Source organism: Nocardioides sp. CFH 31398 (genome assembly GCF_022436705.1).
Lineage (GTDB): Bacteria > Actinomycetota > Actinomycetes > Propionibacteriales > Nocardioidaceae > Nocardioides.
On sequence record NZ_JAKUHT010000003.1, the window covers coordinates 364,487 to 382,485 of the forward strand.

At 75.2% G+C, this 17,999-nt stretch carries 15 protein-coding genes; 4 read left to right on the plus strand and 11 right to left on the minus strand.

The features are described 5' to 3' along the window. Positions 1 to 14 precede the first annotated feature (14 nt). The gene (locus tag MJ876_RS04120; protein ID WP_308192558.1) at positions 15 to 992 is read left to right on the plus strand and encodes a ParA family protein; all 978 of its coding nucleotides are present in this window, start codon (positions 15 to 17) and stop codon (positions 990 to 992) included. Next, entirely contained in the window at positions 989 to 2,023 is a 1,035-nt protein-coding gene (locus MJ876_RS04125; RefSeq protein WP_240234794.1) for a ParB/RepB/Spo0J family partition protein, read from the plus strand. Before MJ876_RS04120 ends, MJ876_RS04125 begins: the two co-directional genes overlap by 4 nt. Before the next feature lie 95 nt (positions 2,024 to 2,118). Here the strand turns inward: MJ876_RS04125 and MJ876_RS04130 are convergent, their stop codons facing one another. The 3 genes from MJ876_RS04130 to MJ876_RS04140 are packed head-to-tail and all read right to left on the minus strand — an operon-like array spanning position 2,119 to position 5,194. Beyond that, positions 2,119 to 2,886 (minus strand): 1-acyl-sn-glycerol-3-phosphate acyltransferase, encoded by a 768-nt coding sequence (locus MJ876_RS04130; protein WP_240234795.1) that lies wholly within the window; start codon positions 2,884 to 2,886, stop codon positions 2,119 to 2,121. Then, positions 2,879 to 3,865 carry a D-alanine--D-alanine ligase gene (locus MJ876_RS04135; protein ID WP_240234796.1) on the minus strand — a complete coding sequence of 329 codons (987 nt, stop codon included), beginning with the start codon at positions 3,863 to 3,865 and terminating at the stop codon, positions 2,879 to 2,881. The genes MJ876_RS04130 and MJ876_RS04135 overlap by 8 nt, the downstream gene beginning before the upstream one ends. A 9-nt stretch (positions 3,866 to 3,874) precedes the next feature. Beyond that, positions 3,875 to 5,194 (minus strand): PLP-dependent aminotransferase family protein, encoded by a 1,320-nt coding sequence (locus MJ876_RS04140; RefSeq protein WP_240234797.1) that lies wholly within the window; start codon positions 5,192 to 5,194, stop codon positions 3,875 to 3,877. Between the two features lie 101 nt (positions 5,195 to 5,295). Between MJ876_RS04140 and MJ876_RS04145 the strand changes: the two genes are divergently transcribed. Then, a complete protein-coding gene (locus MJ876_RS04145) occupies positions 5,296 to 5,952 on the plus strand; it encodes a GNAT family N-acetyltransferase (RefSeq protein WP_240234798.1) in 657 nt (218 codons plus the stop codon). Between the two features lie 64 nt (positions 5,953 to 6,016). Here MJ876_RS04145 and trxA read toward each other — a convergent pair whose 3' ends face one another. The 7 genes from trxA to MJ876_RS04180 form a co-directional block, all read right to left on the minus strand. Continuing rightward, on the minus strand, positions 6,017 to 6,343 hold the full coding sequence (trxA, locus tag MJ876_RS04150) for a thioredoxin (RefSeq protein ID WP_240234799.1): 327 nt from the start codon (positions 6,341 to 6,343) through the stop codon (positions 6,017 to 6,019). 74 nt (positions 6,344 to 6,417) lie between these two features. Next, complete coding sequence (trxB, locus tag MJ876_RS04155; RefSeq protein ID WP_240234800.1) at positions 6,418 to 7,437, minus strand: thioredoxin-disulfide reductase; 1,020 nt, start codon at positions 7,435 to 7,437, stop codon at positions 6,418 to 6,420. An 88-nt stretch (positions 7,438 to 7,525) separates the two neighbouring features. Further along, entirely contained in the window at positions 7,526 to 8,230 is a 705-nt protein-coding gene (locus tag MJ876_RS04160) for a hypothetical protein (RefSeq protein WP_240234801.1), read from the minus strand. Beyond that, positions 8,227 to 8,892, minus strand: coding sequence for an RNA polymerase sigma factor SigM (gene sigM, locus MJ876_RS04165; RefSeq protein ID WP_240234802.1), 666 nt, complete (start codon positions 8,890 to 8,892; stop codon positions 8,227 to 8,229). Before sigM ends, MJ876_RS04160 begins: the two co-directional genes overlap by 4 nt. Further along, on the minus strand, positions 8,889 to 11,042 hold the full coding sequence (locus MJ876_RS04170; RefSeq protein WP_240234803.1) for a protein kinase family protein: 2,154 nt from the start codon (positions 11,040 to 11,042) through the stop codon (positions 8,889 to 8,891). Before MJ876_RS04170 ends, sigM begins: the two co-directional genes overlap by 4 nt. Before the next feature lie 65 nt (positions 11,043 to 11,107). Further along, positions 11,108 to 12,865: a murein biosynthesis integral membrane protein MurJ gene (murJ, locus tag MJ876_RS04175; RefSeq protein WP_240234804.1), complete on the minus strand. Its 1,758-nt coding sequence runs from the start codon at positions 12,863 to 12,865 to the stop codon at positions 11,108 to 11,110. Next, positions 12,862 to 15,159, minus strand: coding sequence for a DUF6049 family protein (locus tag MJ876_RS04180; RefSeq protein ID WP_240234805.1), 2,298 nt, complete (start codon positions 15,157 to 15,159; stop codon positions 12,862 to 12,864). The genes murJ and MJ876_RS04180 overlap by 4 nt, the downstream gene beginning before the upstream one ends. A gap of 122 nt (positions 15,160 to 15,281) precedes the next feature. On the opposite strand from MJ876_RS04180, the gene MJ876_RS04185 reads away from it, so the two are divergent. Beyond that, positions 15,282 to 16,703: a CCA tRNA nucleotidyltransferase gene (locus tag MJ876_RS04185; protein ID WP_240234874.1), complete on the plus strand. Its 1,422-nt coding sequence runs from the start codon at positions 15,282 to 15,284 to the stop codon at positions 16,701 to 16,703. Positions 16,704 to 16,808: 105 nt separating this feature from the next. On the opposite strand, the gene MJ876_RS04190 is transcribed toward MJ876_RS04185, so the two are convergent. Then, positions 16,809 to 17,864 (minus strand): hypothetical protein, encoded by a 1,056-nt coding sequence (locus MJ876_RS04190; protein ID WP_240234806.1) that lies wholly within the window; start codon positions 17,862 to 17,864, stop codon positions 16,809 to 16,811. Positions 17,865 to 17,999: the final 135 nt, after the last annotated feature.

A 17,999-nucleotide genomic window follows, 5' to 3' on the forward strand; every position in this document is an offset into this window, starting at 1 on the left:
GGAGGAGACTCCGCGTGGTTTCACGTGAAACAGCCCCGCGCAGCGCGCCCGCCGTCCCGACGGCGGCCGACCTGGCCGCGGGCGTGCCCAGCCTGCACGACGAGACCACTCCCCTGGCGCGAGCCGCGGAGCACAGCGTGCTCGCCCGCCAGGACGCCGCCGCTCGACCCGCGGCAGACCGTCCGGACGCGACGCGGGTGATCGTCGTGGCGAACCAGAAGGGCGGCGTCGGCAAGACGACCACCTCGGTGAACATCGCGGCGGCGCTCGCACAGCTCGGTCAGCGCGTGCTCCTGATCGACCTCGACCCGCAGGGCAACGCCTCCACGGCTCTCAACGTCGGTCACGCCCGTGGGACCGCCGGGACGTACGACGTCCTGGTCGACGGCGCGAGCGTGTCGTCGGTCGAGCAGCAGTGCCCCGATCTGGCGTTGCTGCGGGTCGTCCCGGCGACAATCGACCTGGCGGGTGCCGAGATCGAGCTGGTCAGCATCGAGGGTCGGGAGCGACGGCTGCGCGAGGCCATCCTGGACCACCCCCGGGTCGGTACCGCCGCGTCGGTCGGCGAGGAGCGCTACGACTACGTCCTGGTGGACTGCCCGCCGTCGCTCGGCCTGCTCACGCTCAACGCGCTGGTGGCCGGCGCGGAGATGCTGATCCCCATCCAGGCGGAGTACTACGCGCTGGAGGGCCTGGGGCAGTTGCTCGAGACCGTCCGGATGGTGCACGAGCACCTCAACCCGGAGCTCGTCGTGTCCACGATCCTCATCACGATGTACGACGCCCGGACGCGCCTGGCCGCGGGCGTGGCCCAGGAGGTCCGCGAGCACTTCGGGCCCCAGGTCCTGCGCACGGCGATCCCGCGTTCCGTTCGCGTCTCGGAGGCGCCGTCGTACGGACAGTCGGTGATGACGTACGACCCCGGCTCCCCGGGCGCGCTGTCGTACTTGGGTGCGGCGAAGGAGATCGTGGAGCGGGGAGCGCCGGCATGACCGCGAAGCAGCCGCCCCGCCGGGGTCTGGGCCGTGGCCTGGGCTCCCTGATCCCCACCGCGCCGGCCGCGGAGCGTGAGCAGGTTTCACGTGAAACAGCGACGGGCCCGAGCCCGGTGTCCCCGACGGCACGGACAGCACCACCGGCACCGACGGGGTCGTCGTCACAGGCTGTTTCACGTGAAACCGACGCCGTCGAGACCACCTGGACCGACGACTCGGGTGCGTTCTTCGCCGAGCTGCCGATCGCCCAGGTCGTTCCCAACCCGCGGCAGCCGCGCACCGTCTTCGAGGAGGAGGCGATGGCCGAGCTCGTGCACTCGATCGGCGAGATCGGCCTCCTCCAGCCGGTCGTCGTCCGGCCGACGGGCGACGAGACGTACGAGCTGGTCATGGGGGAGCGGCGCTGGCGGGCGAGCCAGGCCGCCGGCCTGGAGCGGATCCCGGCCATCGTGCGGGAGACCGGCGACGACGACATGCTCCGCGACGCCCTCCTGGAGAACCTCCACCGCTCGCAGCTGAACCCCCTGGAGGAGGCCGCGGCCTACGGGCAGCTGCTCGAGGACTTCGGATGCACCCACGACGAGCTGGCGCAGCGCATCGGCCGGTCACGGCCGCAGATCAGCAACACGCTGCGCCTGCTCCGGCTGAGCCCCGCCGTGCAGCGGCGCGTGGCTGCGGGGGTGCTGTCTGCCGGCCACGCCCGGTCGCTGCTGGCCGTCGACGACCCCGCGCTGCAGGACCGGCTGGCGTCCCGCGTGGTCGCGGAGGGGATCAGCGTCCGTGCGCTGGAGGAGATCGTCGCGGTGGGCGAGCAGGGGAGCGGCACCCGTCGTCCCCGCCGGCGCGCCGAGCCCGACCCCGGCCTGGCCGACGTGGCCGAACGGCTGGGCGACCGTCTCGAGACCCGCGTCAAGGTCGACATGGGGCGCAGCCACGGGCGCGTCACGATCGACTTCGCCTCGGTGGAGGACCTGCGACGGATCGCGGACGTCATCGACCCCCGCAACCGGACCGACCGGCCCATCTGAGCCCACATGGCCGACATGTCGACAAAATCACTCATCGACTCATCGACTCGTCGACCTGACGACACGTCGACCTGTCGGCTCAGGTCGAGCGGTGCTCAGGACTTCCTGGCGCGCTTCTCGGCCCGCCGGCGGGCGCGTTCGCGCTTCTCCTCGGCGTCGAGGTGGGCGGCCTCCTCGGGCGTCGGCGCCCCACCGCCGTACGACGCCGGCAGCCACCACGCCCCGGGCGGGCAGCCGTCGGGGTAGTCCTCGATGGTGCGCGCGAGCAGCTCCTGCATGCGCGTCCGCAGGGCCGCGGTCTCGCCGACCGGGTCGCTGCCGTCGGGGTGCAGCGGCTCCCCGACGGTGAGCGAGATCGTCTTGCCCCGCGAGAAGTCGCGAGGATGGCCCTTGGTGAGCATCCGCTGCGTGCCCCACATGACGCAGGGCACGAGGGGCACCCCGGCCTCGGCGGCGAGCCGCACCGCGCCGGTCTTGAGCTCCTTGACCTCCATGGACCGCGAGATGGTGGCCTCGGGGAAGAGTCCCACGACCTCGCCCGCGGCGAGCATGTCGATCGCGGCCTGGTAGGACGCCAGCCCCTCCGCGCGGTCGACCTCGATGTGGTGCAGCGACCGCATCAGCGGTCCGCCCAGGGGGTGGTCGAAGATCTCCCGCTTGGCCATGAAGCGGACGAGCCGCTTCGAGGGCTGCGCCGCGAGCCCCCCGTAGATGAAGTCGACGTACCCGATGTGGTTGTAGGCGACGAGCGCACCGCCCTCGGCCGGGATGTTCTCGGCGCCGGTGATGACGAACCTCTGGCCGAGGATCCGGAAGGCCGTCTTGGCGGCGACGACGATCGGGGGGTAGGTCAGGTCACGCACGGGCGGGGCCCCTCCGGACGGCGACGTCGACGAGCTCCGCGCAGAGGGCGCCGAGCTCGAGGCCGTCGGCCTGGACGGCGAGCGGGACGGTCGACGTCTCGGTGAACCCCGGCGCCACGTTGGCCTCGAGGAACCAGACGGTGCCCTCGTCGTCGACGATGAGGTCCGAGCGGGACACGTCGCGCAACCCGAGGGTCTCGTGGACGAGGAGCGCGACCCGGGCGCACTCGGCGGCCTGGTCCTGCGGCAGCGTCGCGGGCACCTGGAACTCCGTCGACCCCGCGGTGTAGCGGGCCGTGTAGTCGTAGACACCGCCGTCGGGGTGGATCGAGACCGGCGACAGGGCCCGTGGACCGTCTCCGGTGTCCACCACGCCCACCGCGACCTCCGTGCCGACCACGAACCGCTCCGCGAGGGCGAGCGCGCCGTACGCGAACGCGTCGACCATCGCGTGGGGCAGGTCGGCGGGGGAGCGGACGACGCTGCAGCCGAGCGCGGAACCGCTCCGCGCGGGCTTCACCATGAGCGGCAGGCCCAGACGGTCCGTGAGCGCCGACATGACGGCCGCCGCCCCGAGCTCCCGGAACGTCTCGTGGGGCAGGCAGACCGACGGCGGGGTGTGGACGCCCGCGGCCTCGACGAGGGCCTTGGCGGTCGGCTTGTCGAACGCCGAGCGGCAGGCCGTGGGCCGCGCACCGACGTAGGGGAGGTCGAGGAGCTCGAGCACCTCCCGGATCGCGCCGTCCTCGCCGGTCTCGCCGTGCAGCATGGGGACGACGCAGGACGGCGGGTCCTCCGCCAGCCGGGGGAGCAGGGTGGAGTCCGCGTCGAGCTGCTCGACGTCGAGGCCGGCGCCGCGCATGGCGTCGGCGACGCGCCGCCCGGAGCGCAGCGACACGTCGCGCTCGTGGGAGAGCCCGCCCGCGACGACGACGACGCGCCCGGTGCTCGCACCGGTGCTGGGGTCCGTCTGGGTCATGACCGCCTCTCAGGCCTGGTCGCTGCCGGGACCGTCGTACCGGCTGCGGGTGAGTGCCTCGTGGGTGCCGGTGGCGCCGAAGGTCGCCCGCAGCTCCATCTCCTCCTCGAGCACGCCCGCGAGGCGACGCACGCCCTCGCGGATCCGCTCGGGGGTGGGGTAGCAGAACGAGAGCCGCATCGCGGAGCTGCCGAAGCCGTCGGCGAAGAAGGCGGTGCCGGGCACGTAGGCCACGCGGGCGGTCACGGCCCGCGGCAGCATCGCCTTGGTGTCGACGCCCGGCGGGACCGTCAGCCACACGTAGAAGCCGCCGGAGGGCACCGTCCAGGAGCACCCGGGCGGCATCAGGTCCTCGAGGGCGTCGACCATGGCGTCGCGGCGCTCGCGGTACATCTCGCGGAACTGCTTCACCTGGCCCTGCCAGTCGTGCTCGCGCAGGTAGGACGACACCGCCATCTGCGAGAACGACGGGGGGCACAGCGTCGCGGACTCCTGGGCCAGGACCAGCTTCTCCCGCACCGCGTGCGGCGCGAGCGCCCAGCCGACCCGGAAGCCCGGGGCGAACGTCTTGGAGAACGAGCCCAGGTAGATGACGCCCTCGGCCTCGTCGGCGCGCAGCGCGCGCATCGGCGCCTGGTCGAAGCCGAGCAGGCCGTACGGGTTGTCCTCCAGGATCAGGACGTCCGCCTCGCGGCAGATCTCGAGGATCTCGGGGCGGCGCTCCGCGGACAGGGTCACGCCGGCGGGGTTGTGGAAGTTCGGGATCGTGTACAGGAACTTGATGCGGCGCCCCGCCTCGCACAGCGAGGCGATCGCCGCCCGCAGCGCGTCGGGCCGCAACCCGTGCTCGTCCATCTCGGCGTGGACGACCTCGCACTCGAACGCCTTGAACACCCCCAGCGCCCCGACGTACGACGGCGCCTCGCAGATCACGACGTCGCCCGGGTCGCAGAAGATCCGGGTGACGAGGTCGACGGCCTGCTGGGAGCCGACCGTCACGACCACGTCGTCCGGGTGGGCGGAGATGCCCTCCAGGGCCATGACCTCGCAGATCTGCTCGCGCAGCTCCGGGGTGCCCTGCCCGGAGCCGTACTGCAGGGCGGTGGGCCCGGCGTCGCTGATGAGGTCGGCGATGGCGCCGCCGACGACGTCGAGCGGCAGCCCGGAGATGTTGGGCATGCCCCCGGCGAGGGACACGACCTCGGGCCGGGACGCGACGGAGAAGAGCGCACGGATCTCCGAGGCGGTCATCCCGGCGGTGCGCGCGGCGTAGCGGTCGACGTAGGAGTCGAGGCGCGTGCGTCCGGTGGGTGCGGGGGTGTGGTCCATGGCCTCCCTAGCATGGACGATGAGGCCCCGCCCCGCACGCCCGGGTCGGGGGCCGGAACACCGGTCGGCCCGCGCCGGCCGTCCGGAGGGAGGCAGCTGTGGTGTCGCGCAGGACAGTGGCCCTGGGGCCCGCCCACGTGGAGGCGCTGGAGACGCTCGCCGCCTGCACCGGCTGGCTCCGCGCCCCCGGTGGTGCCGGCGACGGCAAGGCCGACTGGGTGCGGGCCACCACGGCGGACTGGGGGACCTGCGGCCTGGTCGCCCTGGCCGCCGAGGAGCCGGTCGGGTACGTTGTCTACGCGCCGCCCGCGCACCTGCCGGGCCTCGCCCGGCTGCCGACCGCCCCGCCCTCGCCCGACGCGCTCGTGCTGGCGGAGGTGTGGGTCGACCCGGCCCACCGCGGCGGGGGCCTGGGCCGCCACCTCGTGCGGGCCGGCGTGCGCGACCTCGTCGACCGCTACGGCGCCCGGGCGCCCGCCCTCGAGACGTTCGCCCGCGCGGGGGACACGAGGGACCGGCGGGACACGGGTGGGACCGACGGGCCGGACGCCGACGACCCGTGCCTGCGGTCCATCGGCTTCTGTGAAGCGCTGGGCTTCATCGAGCGACGGGCGCACCCCGTGGTGACGCGGATGCGGCTCGAGCCCCGCGCCGCCCTCGACTGGCGCGGCGGCGTGGAGCACGCCCTCGAGCGGCTGCGGGCCGGCGTCCGGCCGGCCCCGGGCGCGGCGGCGGGCATGACACGGCCCCGGGCATGACACAGCCCCGGGGGGCGGACCCCCCGGGGCTGTCGTGACGCGCGATCGCGTCGTGGCCGGTGTCTCAGGCGATGAAGGAGTCGAGCTCCTTCAGCATCGCGGCCTTCGGCTTCGCACCGACGATGCTCTTCACGACCTCGCCGCCGGAGTAGACGTTGATGGTCGGGATGCCGGTGACGCGGTACGACGCGGGCGTGACGGGGTTCTCGTCGACGTTCATCTTCAGGAAGGTGATCTTGTCGCCGTGCGCGTCGGCGATCTCGTCGAGGATGGGGGCCACCTGACGGCACGGGCCGCACCACTCCGCCCAGAAGTCGACCAGCACGGGCTTGTCGGACTGCAGGACCTGGGTGTCGAACTCGGCGTCGGTGACGGCGGGGATGTTGGCCATCGGTGCTCCTCGGGTGTCTCGGGTGTGTCTCGGTGTGTACGAGCAGAACGCCGGGGGTACCGGCTTTCTTCCGCTCAGGCGCTGACGCCCACCTGGGCCTCGGTCGTCTGGGCGCCGTCCACGGCCGGCGCGCCGGCCTGCTCGCGGTCGGCGAGGTAGCGCTCGGCGTCCAGCGCCGCGGCGCAGCCGGTGCCGGCGGCGGTGATCGCCTGGCGGTAGCGGTGGTCGACGAGGTCCCCGGAGGCGAACACGCCCGACAGGTTCGTGGCGGTGGAGTCGGGCGCGACGAGCACGTAGCCCTCGTCGTCCAGGTCGACCTGGCCGACCAGCAGCTCCGAGCGGGGGTCGTGGCCGATGGCGATGAACAGGCCGGTGACCGCGAGCGGGCGCTCCGAGCCGTCCTTCGTCGAGCGGAGGGTCAGGCCCTCGAGGCGGTCGGTGCCGTCGATGGAGGCGACCTCGGTGTCCCACACGATCTCCAGCTTGGGATCGGCGAACGCCCGCTCCTGCATGATCTTGGAGGCGCGCAGCTCGTCGCGGCGGTGCAGCAGGTAGACCTTCTTCGCGAAGCGGGTGAGGAAGGTGGCCTCCTCGATGGCGGAGTCGCCGCCGCCCACGACCGCGATCTCCTGGTCGCGGAAGAAGAACCCGTCGCAGGTCGCGCACCACGAGACGCCGCGACCGGAGAACTCGGCCTCGTTCGGCAGGCCCAGCTTCTTGTACGCCGAGCCGGTGGCCAGCACGACGGAGTGGGCCCGGAACTCGCCGTCGGCGGTGCGGACCACCTTGACGTCGCCGGTCAGGTCGACCTCGACCACGTCGTCGGGGACCAGCTCGGCGCCGAACCGCTCGGCCTGGGCGCGCATCTCGTCCATCAGCGCGGGACCCATGATGCCGTCGCGGAACCCCGGGAAGTTCTCGACCTCGGTGGTGTTCATCAGCGCGCCGCCGGCGGTGACCGAGCCCTCGAAGACGAGGGGCTCGAGGTTCGCGCGGGCGGCGTACACGGCTGCGGTGTAGCCGGCCGGGCCGGAACCGACGACGATCACGTGGCGGACGTCGGGGGCGGTCGCGGCCTGCTCGGGCTTGCTCATCGTGGTGCTGCTCCTCGGATCGTGTGCACGCCGCGCGGGGTGGTGCTCGGCGCTACGGGGTCAACCGATGCTAGGCCAGCGATGTTCCTCAGTCCGCGGGGACGACGAGCGTGGCCAGCGGCGTCTCCCCGACCTCCTCGCCGGGACCGCAGGGGTGCAGCGCGACGGTGCGGCGTCCGCCCGTGGCCCCGGAGACGAGCAGCTCGGCCCGGCTGCCGTCGGCGAGGACCCGGACGACCTCCTGGCCCTCGGCGGCGGGCGCGCACCGGGCGCGGGCGGCGGACAGGACGCCGGCGGTCCGCAGGGCCCGGGTGACGTCGGCGGCGAGCGTGGGCCCGGTGCGGACCCGGGGGAGGGGGGCCCGCGCGCCCATGACGCTCGGTCCGCGCTCCTCCTGCCCCTCGGCGTCCGGCGCGCCGGGACCGCTGGACCCGCCGTCGGAGCCGGCCGACCCGTCGGCGCTCCCGGCGCCGTCGGCGACCTCGGCGCCGTCGGGTCCGCCGACCGGCAGCCCGTCCGTCCCGATCCCCACGGCGCCGACGCCGACCCCGGCGACGACGACCACCGCGGCGGCCAGCAGGCCGGTGCGGCGCCGCCGCCGGCGGCGCGCGTCCAGGTCGACGACACGGTCCACGTCGGGGGTCCCCGAGCCCCCCGGCGGGGACTCCGCCGCGAGCGCGGCGTCGATCCGGGCGACCACGTCGGCGGGGACGGGCTCGTCGTGGCGCGCGGCGGCGAGCAGACGACGCACCTCGTCCTCGGCGCGCTGCCCGACCTCGGGCTCGTCGGTCACGACGGCGTCCTCCCCTGCTGGTGGTCCTGTCCTTCGACGTCCGCGGCGGCGTCCCGGTTCCCGGCCCCGTCGGCCACCCCGAGGAGCACCGCGAGCCGGGCGCGGCCGCGGGAGCAGCGTGACTTCACGGTGCCGGGGGCGCAGTCGAGGACCTGCGCGGCCTCGGCGACCGAGTACCCCTCCATGTCGACCAGCACCAGGCTGGCCCGCTGCTCGGGGGGCAGGGTGGCGAGGGCCGCGAGGACGACGTCCCGCTGCTCCGACGCGAGGGCCGCGCCCTCGGGGTCGACGGGGGCCGGACGACCGCCCGGGCCGTCGAGGGGCACGAGCCGGTCGGCGCCCTCACCGGTGGGCAGGGGGTCCGCGGCGCGGACCCGGCGCGCCCGCAGCCGGTCGAGGCAGGCGTTCACCACGACGCGGTGCAGCCAGGTGGTGACGGCGGCGTCGCCGCGGTAGGACCCGGCCCGCCGGTAGGCCGCGACCAGGCCGTCCTGCAGCCCGTCCGCCGCCTCTTCGGGCTCGCCGGTCGTCCGGAGCGCGACCGCCCAGAGCCGGTCGCGGTGCCGGGCGACGAGGACGCCGAACGCGTCAGGGTCGCCGGCGACGTGGGCGGCGAGCAGCGCCCGGTCGTCGGGCCCGTCGTGACCGCCGGGGTCGGTCATCCCAGGACCGTGATCTCGGCGATCTCGGCGCGGAAGCCGTCGTCCACCTGCGGCAGGGAGTCGACCCACACCACGACGTAGCGGCCGGTGTCGGGCTCGTCGAGCGTCAGGTCGACGGTGCCGTCGCCGGAACCCTCCGCCAGCCGGGGCAGGTCGGCCACGCCGGTCGGCTCGGTGTCCGCGACGTACACCGCCAGCCCGGTCTCGCCCCGGACGTCCACGCTGACGCCGGAGACGTCGCGGAACTCGCCGAGGTCGACCAGCAGGCCCACGCCCGTCTTGAGGCCGGCCGGGCCGAACTGGTCGAAGTACGTCGAGGTGCTCCACACCGTCTCGGGGTCGCCGTCGACCGCGAGGGGGGCCTCCTCGGGGCTCTCCTCCGGCGGGTCGCCCTGCGGGTCGAAGTCTCGGACGCCCTCGATCCGCAGCGGCTCCGCGGACGGCGCCGCCCGGCGCGGTGAAGGCTCGGAGCTGGGCTCGTCACCGCCGAAGGGGCTGCCGTCCCCGCCGACGTTGAAGGCGTAGACCCCGCCCACGCCGACGAGCACCGCGAGGATCAGGGCGACGCCGAGGACCAGCCAGCGGCGGCCGGGGACCTCGTCGTCCTCGTCGGGGACCTCGTCGTCGAGCGGCGGGGGGGCCGCGGCGCCGGGGGAGCCGGTGTCCCAGGGCCAGAAGCCGCCGTCCCCGCCGTGGCGGGACGCCTCCTCGCGGCGTCCGCGGTGGGTCCGCGAGTCGTCCGGCGGCCCGGGGGCGAACAGCGGGCGCTCGGGCGGGTCCTCGAAGGGCGGCGGGGGAGCCGGGGTCTCGGTGTGGTGGCGCAGCCACTCGACCTCGTCGGCCTCGTCGTCGAAGATCGGCATCCCGGCCTCGGTCGGCGGGCCCGGCTCGGCCGAGACGTCGCGCTCCCGCGTGCCGGACCCCAGGGGCTCCGACGGTCCGACGGGCTCCCTGGGTCCGACGGGCTCCGCCGGACCGAGGGGCCGGCCGTGCTCGGTGGGCGCGTCCGTCTCCCCGCGGCGCGCGGCGACGACCGTGTCGGCGCTGTCGACCGGGAGACCCGCGGCGGGGGCGGCCGGTGAGGCGACACCGCGGACGGCCGTCTCCGCGGCGGGCACCGGCTCCGTCGCGGGGACGGCGAGCGGGGCGGTGGCCGGGGTGTCGACCCGCAGCGCGGGCTGCTCGGGATCGTTCTCGCGAGCGGCCTCCCGGGCGCGGGCGGCCCAGGCGGGCGCGCCGCGGCCGTCGGGCTGGGCGTCGAGGGCGCTGCGGTGCCGGGCCGCCTCCGCGGCCGCCATGCCGCTGTCGTCGCCGACGATCTCGCTCAGCACCGCCGAGAGCCGCGTGGCGTCGTACCCGCCGTCGACGTGGGTGCCGGGCGGGTTGAGGATCTCGTCGCACACGGTGTCGAGCGCCCGGGTGATGCCGGCGCGCACCTGGCGCGGGCGGAGCACGGTGTCGCCGTCGCGCGGGGCCTCGGGCACGTGGGACGGCGGCGGGCCCGGCCAGCGGCCGGTCAGCGCGGCGTACAGCAGGCCGGCGAGGGCGCGGACGTCGCCCTCGGGGCTCGCCTCCTCCCCGCGCAGGGCGCCGTCGACGGCGAAGCCGATGAGTCGCACGGCCCCGCTGCGGTCGACGAGCAGGTTCTCGGGCACGAGGTGGCCGTGGGGGACGCCGGCGGCGTGGCCGACGACGAGCGCGTCGGCGGCCTCCCGGACCAGCCAGGCCGCGCGGCGCGGCGTCAGGGGGCCCTCGGCGCCGAGGACGATGTCCAGGGACCGGCCGTGGCCCCACTCGTTGACGACGTAGCAGAGGCCGTCGCGCCGCTCGGCGTCGAGGACGCGCAGCAGGTGGCGGTCGGCGACCGTGGCCGAGCGCCGGGCCGCGTCGAGGAGTGCGCCGGCGCGGGGGTCGTCGTCCGCGACGACGTGCATGGCGACGTGGCGGGCGAGGACACGGTCGTGGGCGCGCCAGAAGCGGCCGCCGCCGCTCTCGGTGAGCAGGTCGACGAGCAGGTAGCGGTCGGCGAGGACGTCACCGGGCCGGACCCCCTGGTGCACCTCGATGCCCTCCTGCTCGTCGCTCGGCCCCGCCGTGGACCCGGCGGAGCGCTCCTCGGCCGGCGACCCGGTTCCCCGGCCTGCTGACATCGTAAGGGTGCGGATGGTGGCTCCGGGGCCGTCCGCGGCGGCCCGGCGCCCGGGCCGGCGTCCCCTCAGCGGCGGCGTCGCAGCCGTCGGGTCAGCAGGCCCGCGACGTCGGCGAGCTCGGAGACCCGCAGCAGGCGGCCGAGCACCAGCAGCAGGCCCAGGTCGAGCACCGTCAGCCCGGCGGCCCGCACCGCGGCCAGCAGCTGCCCCGGGTCGCCGGAGGCCTCCCGCAGCAGGAGCGCCACCCCGAGCGTCACCCCGGTCGAGACCACGACGGCGACGCCGAGCCGGGCCAGGAACCCGAGCAGCCGGCGCGTCTCCAGGCCGCCCAGGGTGCGGCGCAGCACGGTGTACGACACCACCGACCCGACGGCGTACGACGCGCCGTAGGCCACCACGAGGGCCGGCGAGGTGTACTCCGGCGACACGAGCGCGACCCCGGTGACGGCGACGGCGATGTTGGTCGCCGCCACGGTGCACTGGACGAAGAAGACGGTCCGGGTCCGCTCGAGGGCGTAGAACCCGCGCAGGACGAGGTAGTGGACGGTGAACAGCACCACGGCGGGGCCGAACAGCGCGAGGGTCGGCACGAACAGCTCGTAGCTCTCGCTGACGGCCCCGAACGCGGCGGCGCGGGCGGCGTCCGGGGCGAGCACGGGCAGGAGCAGCCCGATCGGGACCATCAGCGACAGCGCACGGCGGATCACGCCCGCGAGCGTCGAGGCCACGGTGCGCAGGTCGCCGTCCGCGGCGGACGCCGACAGCGTCGGGAGGACGGCCGTCGCCAGCGAGACCGTGATGACGGAGTGGGGGACCATCGCGACGAGGAACATCGTGGAGTAGACGACGTACCCGGTGCCGGAACCCTCCGCCCCCGCGCCGGTCTCGACCGAGGCCGCGGAGCCGCTGGACGCCAGCCGGACGACCATCGTCGCGGTGAGCTGGTTGACGACGACGAAGAGCACGGTCCAGCTGCCGAGGCGCAGGGTGTGGCCGAGCCCGGAGTCGCGGAAGTCGAACCGGGGGCGGAACCGGAACCCCGCCGCGCGCAGGTAGGGCAGCAGGATCAGCAGCTGCGCCACGATCCCGAACGTCGACCCGACGCCCAGCAGCACCTCCTGGTCGGAGGTGTAGGCGCCGTTGACGGCGTCCCCGCTCGCCGGGCCGTGGAGGACCAGGTAGGCGAGCAGCACGCCGATCGCGATGGCGTTGTTGGCGATGGGCGCCCACATCATCGGGCCGAAGCGGCCGCGGGAGTTCAGGATCTGCCCGACCAGCACGAACATCCCGTAGAAGAACACCTGGGGCAGGCAGTAGCGGGCGAAGTCGATGACCGACGCCCGCTGGGCCGCCAGCTCGGGCGAGGACCACGACGGGTCGAGGTAGACGGCCATCACCCAGGGCGCGCCGAGGACGAGCAGGACCGTGACCACGCCGAGGAACAGCGCGGCCAGGGTCACGATGCGGTTCGTGTACGCCTCGCCGCCGTCGTCGTGGGACTTCATCGCCCGCACCAGCTGCGGCACGAGGACGGCGTTGAACACCCCGCCCGCGAGCAGGATGTAGACCATGTTCGGGATCGTGTTGCCGATCGCGAACTGCTCGGCGAGCAGCTGGTTGCCCAGGGCGGCGGCGAGCAGGAGCGCCCGGATCAGCCCCGACAACCGGGAGAAGACGGTGCCCGCGGCCATGATCGCGCTGGACGCGAGCAGCGACCGGCCGGACGAGCGGGGCTCGGTGGCCGGGGTGGGGACCTCGGTCTCCTCGGCGGGCTCCGGGGCCGGCTCCGGGACGGGACGGCCGGCGCGGTGCTTGCCGCTCACGCGGTCCTCGTGCCGCGCGAGGCGCGGACCCGGCGGACGAGGCGCAGGACGATCGCGCCGAGCAGCAGGGCGGCGCCGGCGCCCATGATCAACCAGATGACGTTGCCGATCTGCACCGACCGCAGGGGCAGCTGGTCGGAGGCGCCGAGGGCGCGGCCACGGCTGTCGACGACCTCGACGTCGACGTCGGTGACGCCGAGCCGGGTGGTGGCGGCGGTCAGCCGGACCGACGTCCCGGCCTCGGCGGGCACCTCGACGGCGTCGGGGCCGGTGATCTCGAGGTCGCCGTCGGTCACGGCGCGCAGGCGGACCTCGACGGGTTCGGGGAGCCCGTTGGTGATCTGCAGCGAGAAGTCGCCGGTGTCGCCGGACAGGGTCACCGACGGCGGCGTCTCGACGTCGACCTCGCCCAGGAGGTCGCGGACCTCCGTGGCGGCGGCGGCGGTCACGTCCTCGGCCGCCTGGGGGTCGTCGCGGTTGTCGTAGGACAGCGACAGCAGGGCCTCGTCGAGGGCGTGCCGTGCGACGGTCTCGTTGAGGGGGAGCACGTCCTGCAGGACCGTGGCGGAGTCCACGAGGCCGCGGGCCTCGGCGAAGGCGGACGGCGGCAGCTCCGTCGCCGCCAGCTCCTCGGGGTAGTCCAGCTGGTCGGCCGTGACCGCCAGCGGGGGCTGCGCGGTCGACGACTCGGTGGCGTCGGAGAGGTCGGTGAGCCTCATCCAGTCGACGGCCTCGATCTCGGCGAAGAAGTCGGTGCCCGCCGCGGGCGACCAGTCGTCCGGCAGGGTGACGACGCTCTGGGGGTCGCCGTCGCCCTCGACGAGCTGGTCGCCGCCGCCGGACGGCTCCGAGGACGCGACGAGCCGCAGGGCCGCCTCGCTGAGCAGGCGCTGGCGCAGGGCGAGCGGCGACAGCGGGTCGTCCGGGCCGGGCCCGCCCTCGGCGGCCCCGCTGTCCGTGACCACGACCGGGCGCCCGTCGACCCGCGCGCGGGAGGTTCCGTCCCCGTCGCCGCCGAGGTCGCCGAGGGCCGCGTCGCTGAGCAGGATCGTGTCCGAGCGGGGCGCCTTCGCGATCGTCGGTGCGTCGAGGTAGCCGGTCGGCGAGGTGATGGCGCGCTGGGCGCCGCGCAGGCCGTACTCGGAGGCGACCGCGCGGGCCCGCACCCGGGCCCGCTGCAGCATCCGGGACCGCCCGCGCAGGGCGGCGTCGGCGTCCACGTCGCCGTACGGCAGGGTCAGGACGGACCCGGCGCCGAGCACCGAGCGGAGCTGCTCGAGCCACTCGCCGCCGAACTGGTCGACCGCGGCCTGCGTCGGGTCGGGCTCGTCGTCCGGGGTGGACCCGCCGCCCGGGGTGCTGCCCTCCCCGTCCGGGGAGGGGTCCTCCTCCTCACCGCCCTGGCCCTCGCCGTCCTGGCCGTCCTGGCCGTTCCCGTCCCCGCCGTCGGCCTCGCCGTCGCCGTCGCCGTCGACCCCGGGGGTCGGCGCGATGGTGCGGCCCCGGTTGCCCGCGATGACCTCCGCGACCGTGTCGGGGACGGCGGTGTCGAGCAGCCAGGTGAGCGGGGCGTCGTCCGCCTCGGCCCCGAAGTCGAGGATGCGGTCGAGGCGTCCGCCGGGGGAGAGGTCGGTGGCCCAGGCGTCGAGGTCGGTGACGCGGCCGTCGGCGTCGAGGTTGACCTCGTGGCGCAGCGGCAGCACGAGGGCGGTGTCGACCTCCGCGTCGCGGCCGCTCTCCTCGACGAGCGGGAGGAAGGTGCGGGCGCGGCCGTCGGCGGTCCCGTCGCGTCCCGCCTCGGACGCGCCCAGCGCCTGGACGCCGAGCCAGTACACGCCCTCGGCGCTGACGCCCGCGTCGGCGAGCACGCGGCGCGGGAGGGTGATGGTGAACGACCGGCTGGCGCCGGGGGTCAGGGTGCCGACGTCGGGGAACGTGCCGGGCTCCGTGATCCGCTCGCCCACCACGAGGTCGTCGGGGCTGTCCGCGGCCTCGGCCAGCGCCGCCGCGTCGGTGATCGGGGACGGCGAGGGCACGCCGTACAGCTGGACGTCCTCCCACGTCTCGATGCTGTCGTTGCTCACCGTGCCCGTGATCTCGATCGGACCGCTCTCGGGCACGACCGCGGGGCTGACGCCGGTGATGGTGACGTCCAGCGGGTCGTCGGAGGGGGCCGCCGCCGGGGCGGTCGTGGGCGGCGCGACGGCGCCGGCCGGCGGGGTGCCGAGTGCGGGTGCCATGACGGCCGCTGCTCCGAGGAGCGCGGCGACGACGCGGTGGCGGGCACGGGACACGGCTCGCAGCCTAGGGCGAGGGCGGGCACCGCCCGGGTGCCCCCGCCGGGCCACCACTAGGATCATCCGTCGTGCCCGAGCCGTCCGCCACCCCCGCCGGGACCCCGCCCGCCGGCATCGACATGCGCGCGGCGCAGGAGTCGGTGACCGCCGAGCTGGACCGTCTCGCGTCCGTGCTGGAGCCCCTGGGCCGGGCGTTCACCGACGCCGGGGAGACCCTCGCGCTCGTCGGCGGGCCGGTGCGCGACGCGATGCTGGGCCGCCGCCACACCGACCTGGACTTCACGACGTCCGCGCGCCCCGACGCCACGGAGCGGATCCTCAAGGCCTGGGGTGACGCGACCTGGGACATGGGCCGCGCCTTCGGCACCATCGGCGCCCGGAAGGGTGACTGGCAGGTCGAGGTCACGACGTACCGCTCCGACGCCTACGACGCCGACTCGCGCAAGCCGTCGGTCGACTTCGGCGACACCCTCGCCGGCGACCTCGGCCGTCGCGACTTCACCGTCAACGCGATGGCCGTGACCCTGCCGGACCGCACCTTCGAGGACCCGTACGGCGGGGTCGTCGACCTCGCCCACCGGCGCCTGCGGACGCCGTCCTCGCCGGAGCAGTCGTTCTCCGACGACCCGCTGCGCATGCTGCGCGCGGCGCGGTTCGCGGCGCAGCTCGGCTTCACCGTCGACGACGACGTGGCGGCGGCGATGACGGCGATGGCCGACCGGCTGGACATCGTCTCGGCCGAGCGGGTGCGCGAGGAGCTCGTGAAGCTCGTCTGCGCGCCGTACCCGCGGCTGGGCCTGACGCTGCTGGTCGACACCGGCCTGGCGGACCGGGTGCTGCCCGAGCTGCCCGCCCTGCGGCTGGAGCGCGACGAGCACCACGCCCACAAGGACGTCTACGAGCACACCCTCACCGTGCTCGAGCAGACGATGGAGCTGGAGCACCGCCTCGGCGACGGTCCCGACTTCGTCGCCCGGTTCGCTGCGCTGATGCACGACGTCGGCAAGCCCCGGACGCGGCGCTTCCAGCCCGACGGCGCCGTCACCTTCCACCACCACGACGTGGTCGGCGCGAAGCTGACCCGCAAGCGGATGAAGGCGCTGCGCTTCTCCACCGAGACGACCGAGGCGGTCTCGTCCCTCGTCGAGCTGCACCTCCGGTTCCACGGCTACGGCACCGGCGAGTGGACCGACTCGGCGGTGCGCCGCTACGTCCGCGACGCCGGTGACCTGCTCGAGCACCTCCACGTCCTCACCCGCGCCGACTGCACCACCCGCAACCGGCGCAAGGCGGCGCGCCTCGCCGCGACGTACGACGACCTCGAGGCACGCATCGACCGCCTCGCCGAGCAGGAGGAGCTCGACGCCCTCCGCCCCGCCCTCGACGGCAACCAGATCATGGAGACCCTCGGCATCGGGCCGGGCCGCGACGTCGGCGCGGCGTACCGGTGGCTCCTCGAGCTCCGCATCGAGGAGGGTCCCCTCGACGAGGCCACCGCCCGCGAGCGCCTGCTCGCCTGGTGGACCGCCCGCTCGTCCTGAGCGCTCGGGCCCCGGCGCCGCCCCCGGACATGTAACGCGGAGTTACGGCTTGATCACCAGGCACGGGCGGGGCCGGTCGGCACCACAGCCCCGCGCCGGATGCGCTCAGCGGGGCGGCCGGCGCCGTGGGCTCTGGCGGCGGATGCGGTCGCCCTGCTCGGCGAGGTGGGCGGGCAGGGTCGGGCCGAAGCGCTGACGGGTCAGGGCCTCCTCGCGCTCGAGCCGCGCGGCCAGCGCCTCCCGGGCCCGCCCGAACAGGTCGTCGAACAGGAAGCGCGACATCCCGAGCCCCTCGCCGCAGATGTCGGCCTGACGTCGCCGCTCGTCGCGCAGCACCTCCCGGGTGGCCTTCCGCGCGACGCCGCCGTCCGCCGGGTCGAGGTACTTGACCAGCCCGTCGACCTCGAACACGTGGCACCCGACCCGCAGGTCGGTCCAGTACGTGCGGCCGCCGACCCGGATCGGCCAGGCGACGTCGATGTCGGTGTAGCCCATCTCGACCAGCAGCAGGCGGGCCAGGGACTCGGCGGGGCTCTCGGCCCGGGGGTCGCTCAGGGCGACCGCCCGCCGGACGGTCCTCACCCCCCGCCACGACTGCATCACCTCGAGCTCGTTCTCCAGGGTCGACAACGACACCCCGCGTGCCCGGACGTCGTCGAGCGCCGCGACGCCCGCGGCCAGGCCGTGCTCCCGCGCGAGGTCGAGCCCGGTGCGCGCCGGCGTCATGACCGGCAGACCGCGGACGACGGTGATCTCGCCGAGCCCGCACCGGGTGAGGTGGTGGGAGACCCCGGCCTCGGTGCGGCCCCCGCGAACGCCCTCCCGCGTCAGGTGGGACAGCTCGCGACGTGGCCTCAGCAGGGGGATCCCCCAGGCCCGCGCGGAGGAGTCGTGGCTCATGGCGTGCTCGACCTCCGCGGTCAGGTGCGCGGCCAGGTCACGCAGGCCCCACTGCTCCAGGGCGGACGCCGCCTCCCAGGTCTCGCGCTCGGCGTACACCGCCCGCCGGACGACCACCCACGGCCCGTGGGTGCGGGTCAGCTGGCGGAGCTCGACCGTCGAGTACCCGGCGACCTCGCACTGGCGACGCGTGACCAACCCGCGCTGGACCGAGGCGACCACCCGCAGGGCCGGTCGCATCAGGTGGGCGGTGGAGGTCATGGCGGCACTGTGGTCCGCGGGACGGGCCCGCGGCGCCGACGAGACGGGAGCCTGTGCAGGACGACGACCGCCCGCCGCCTGTGGACGCCCCACGGCCCGTCGTACGCCGCCGGGCCCGCTGTACGCCGCCGGTCC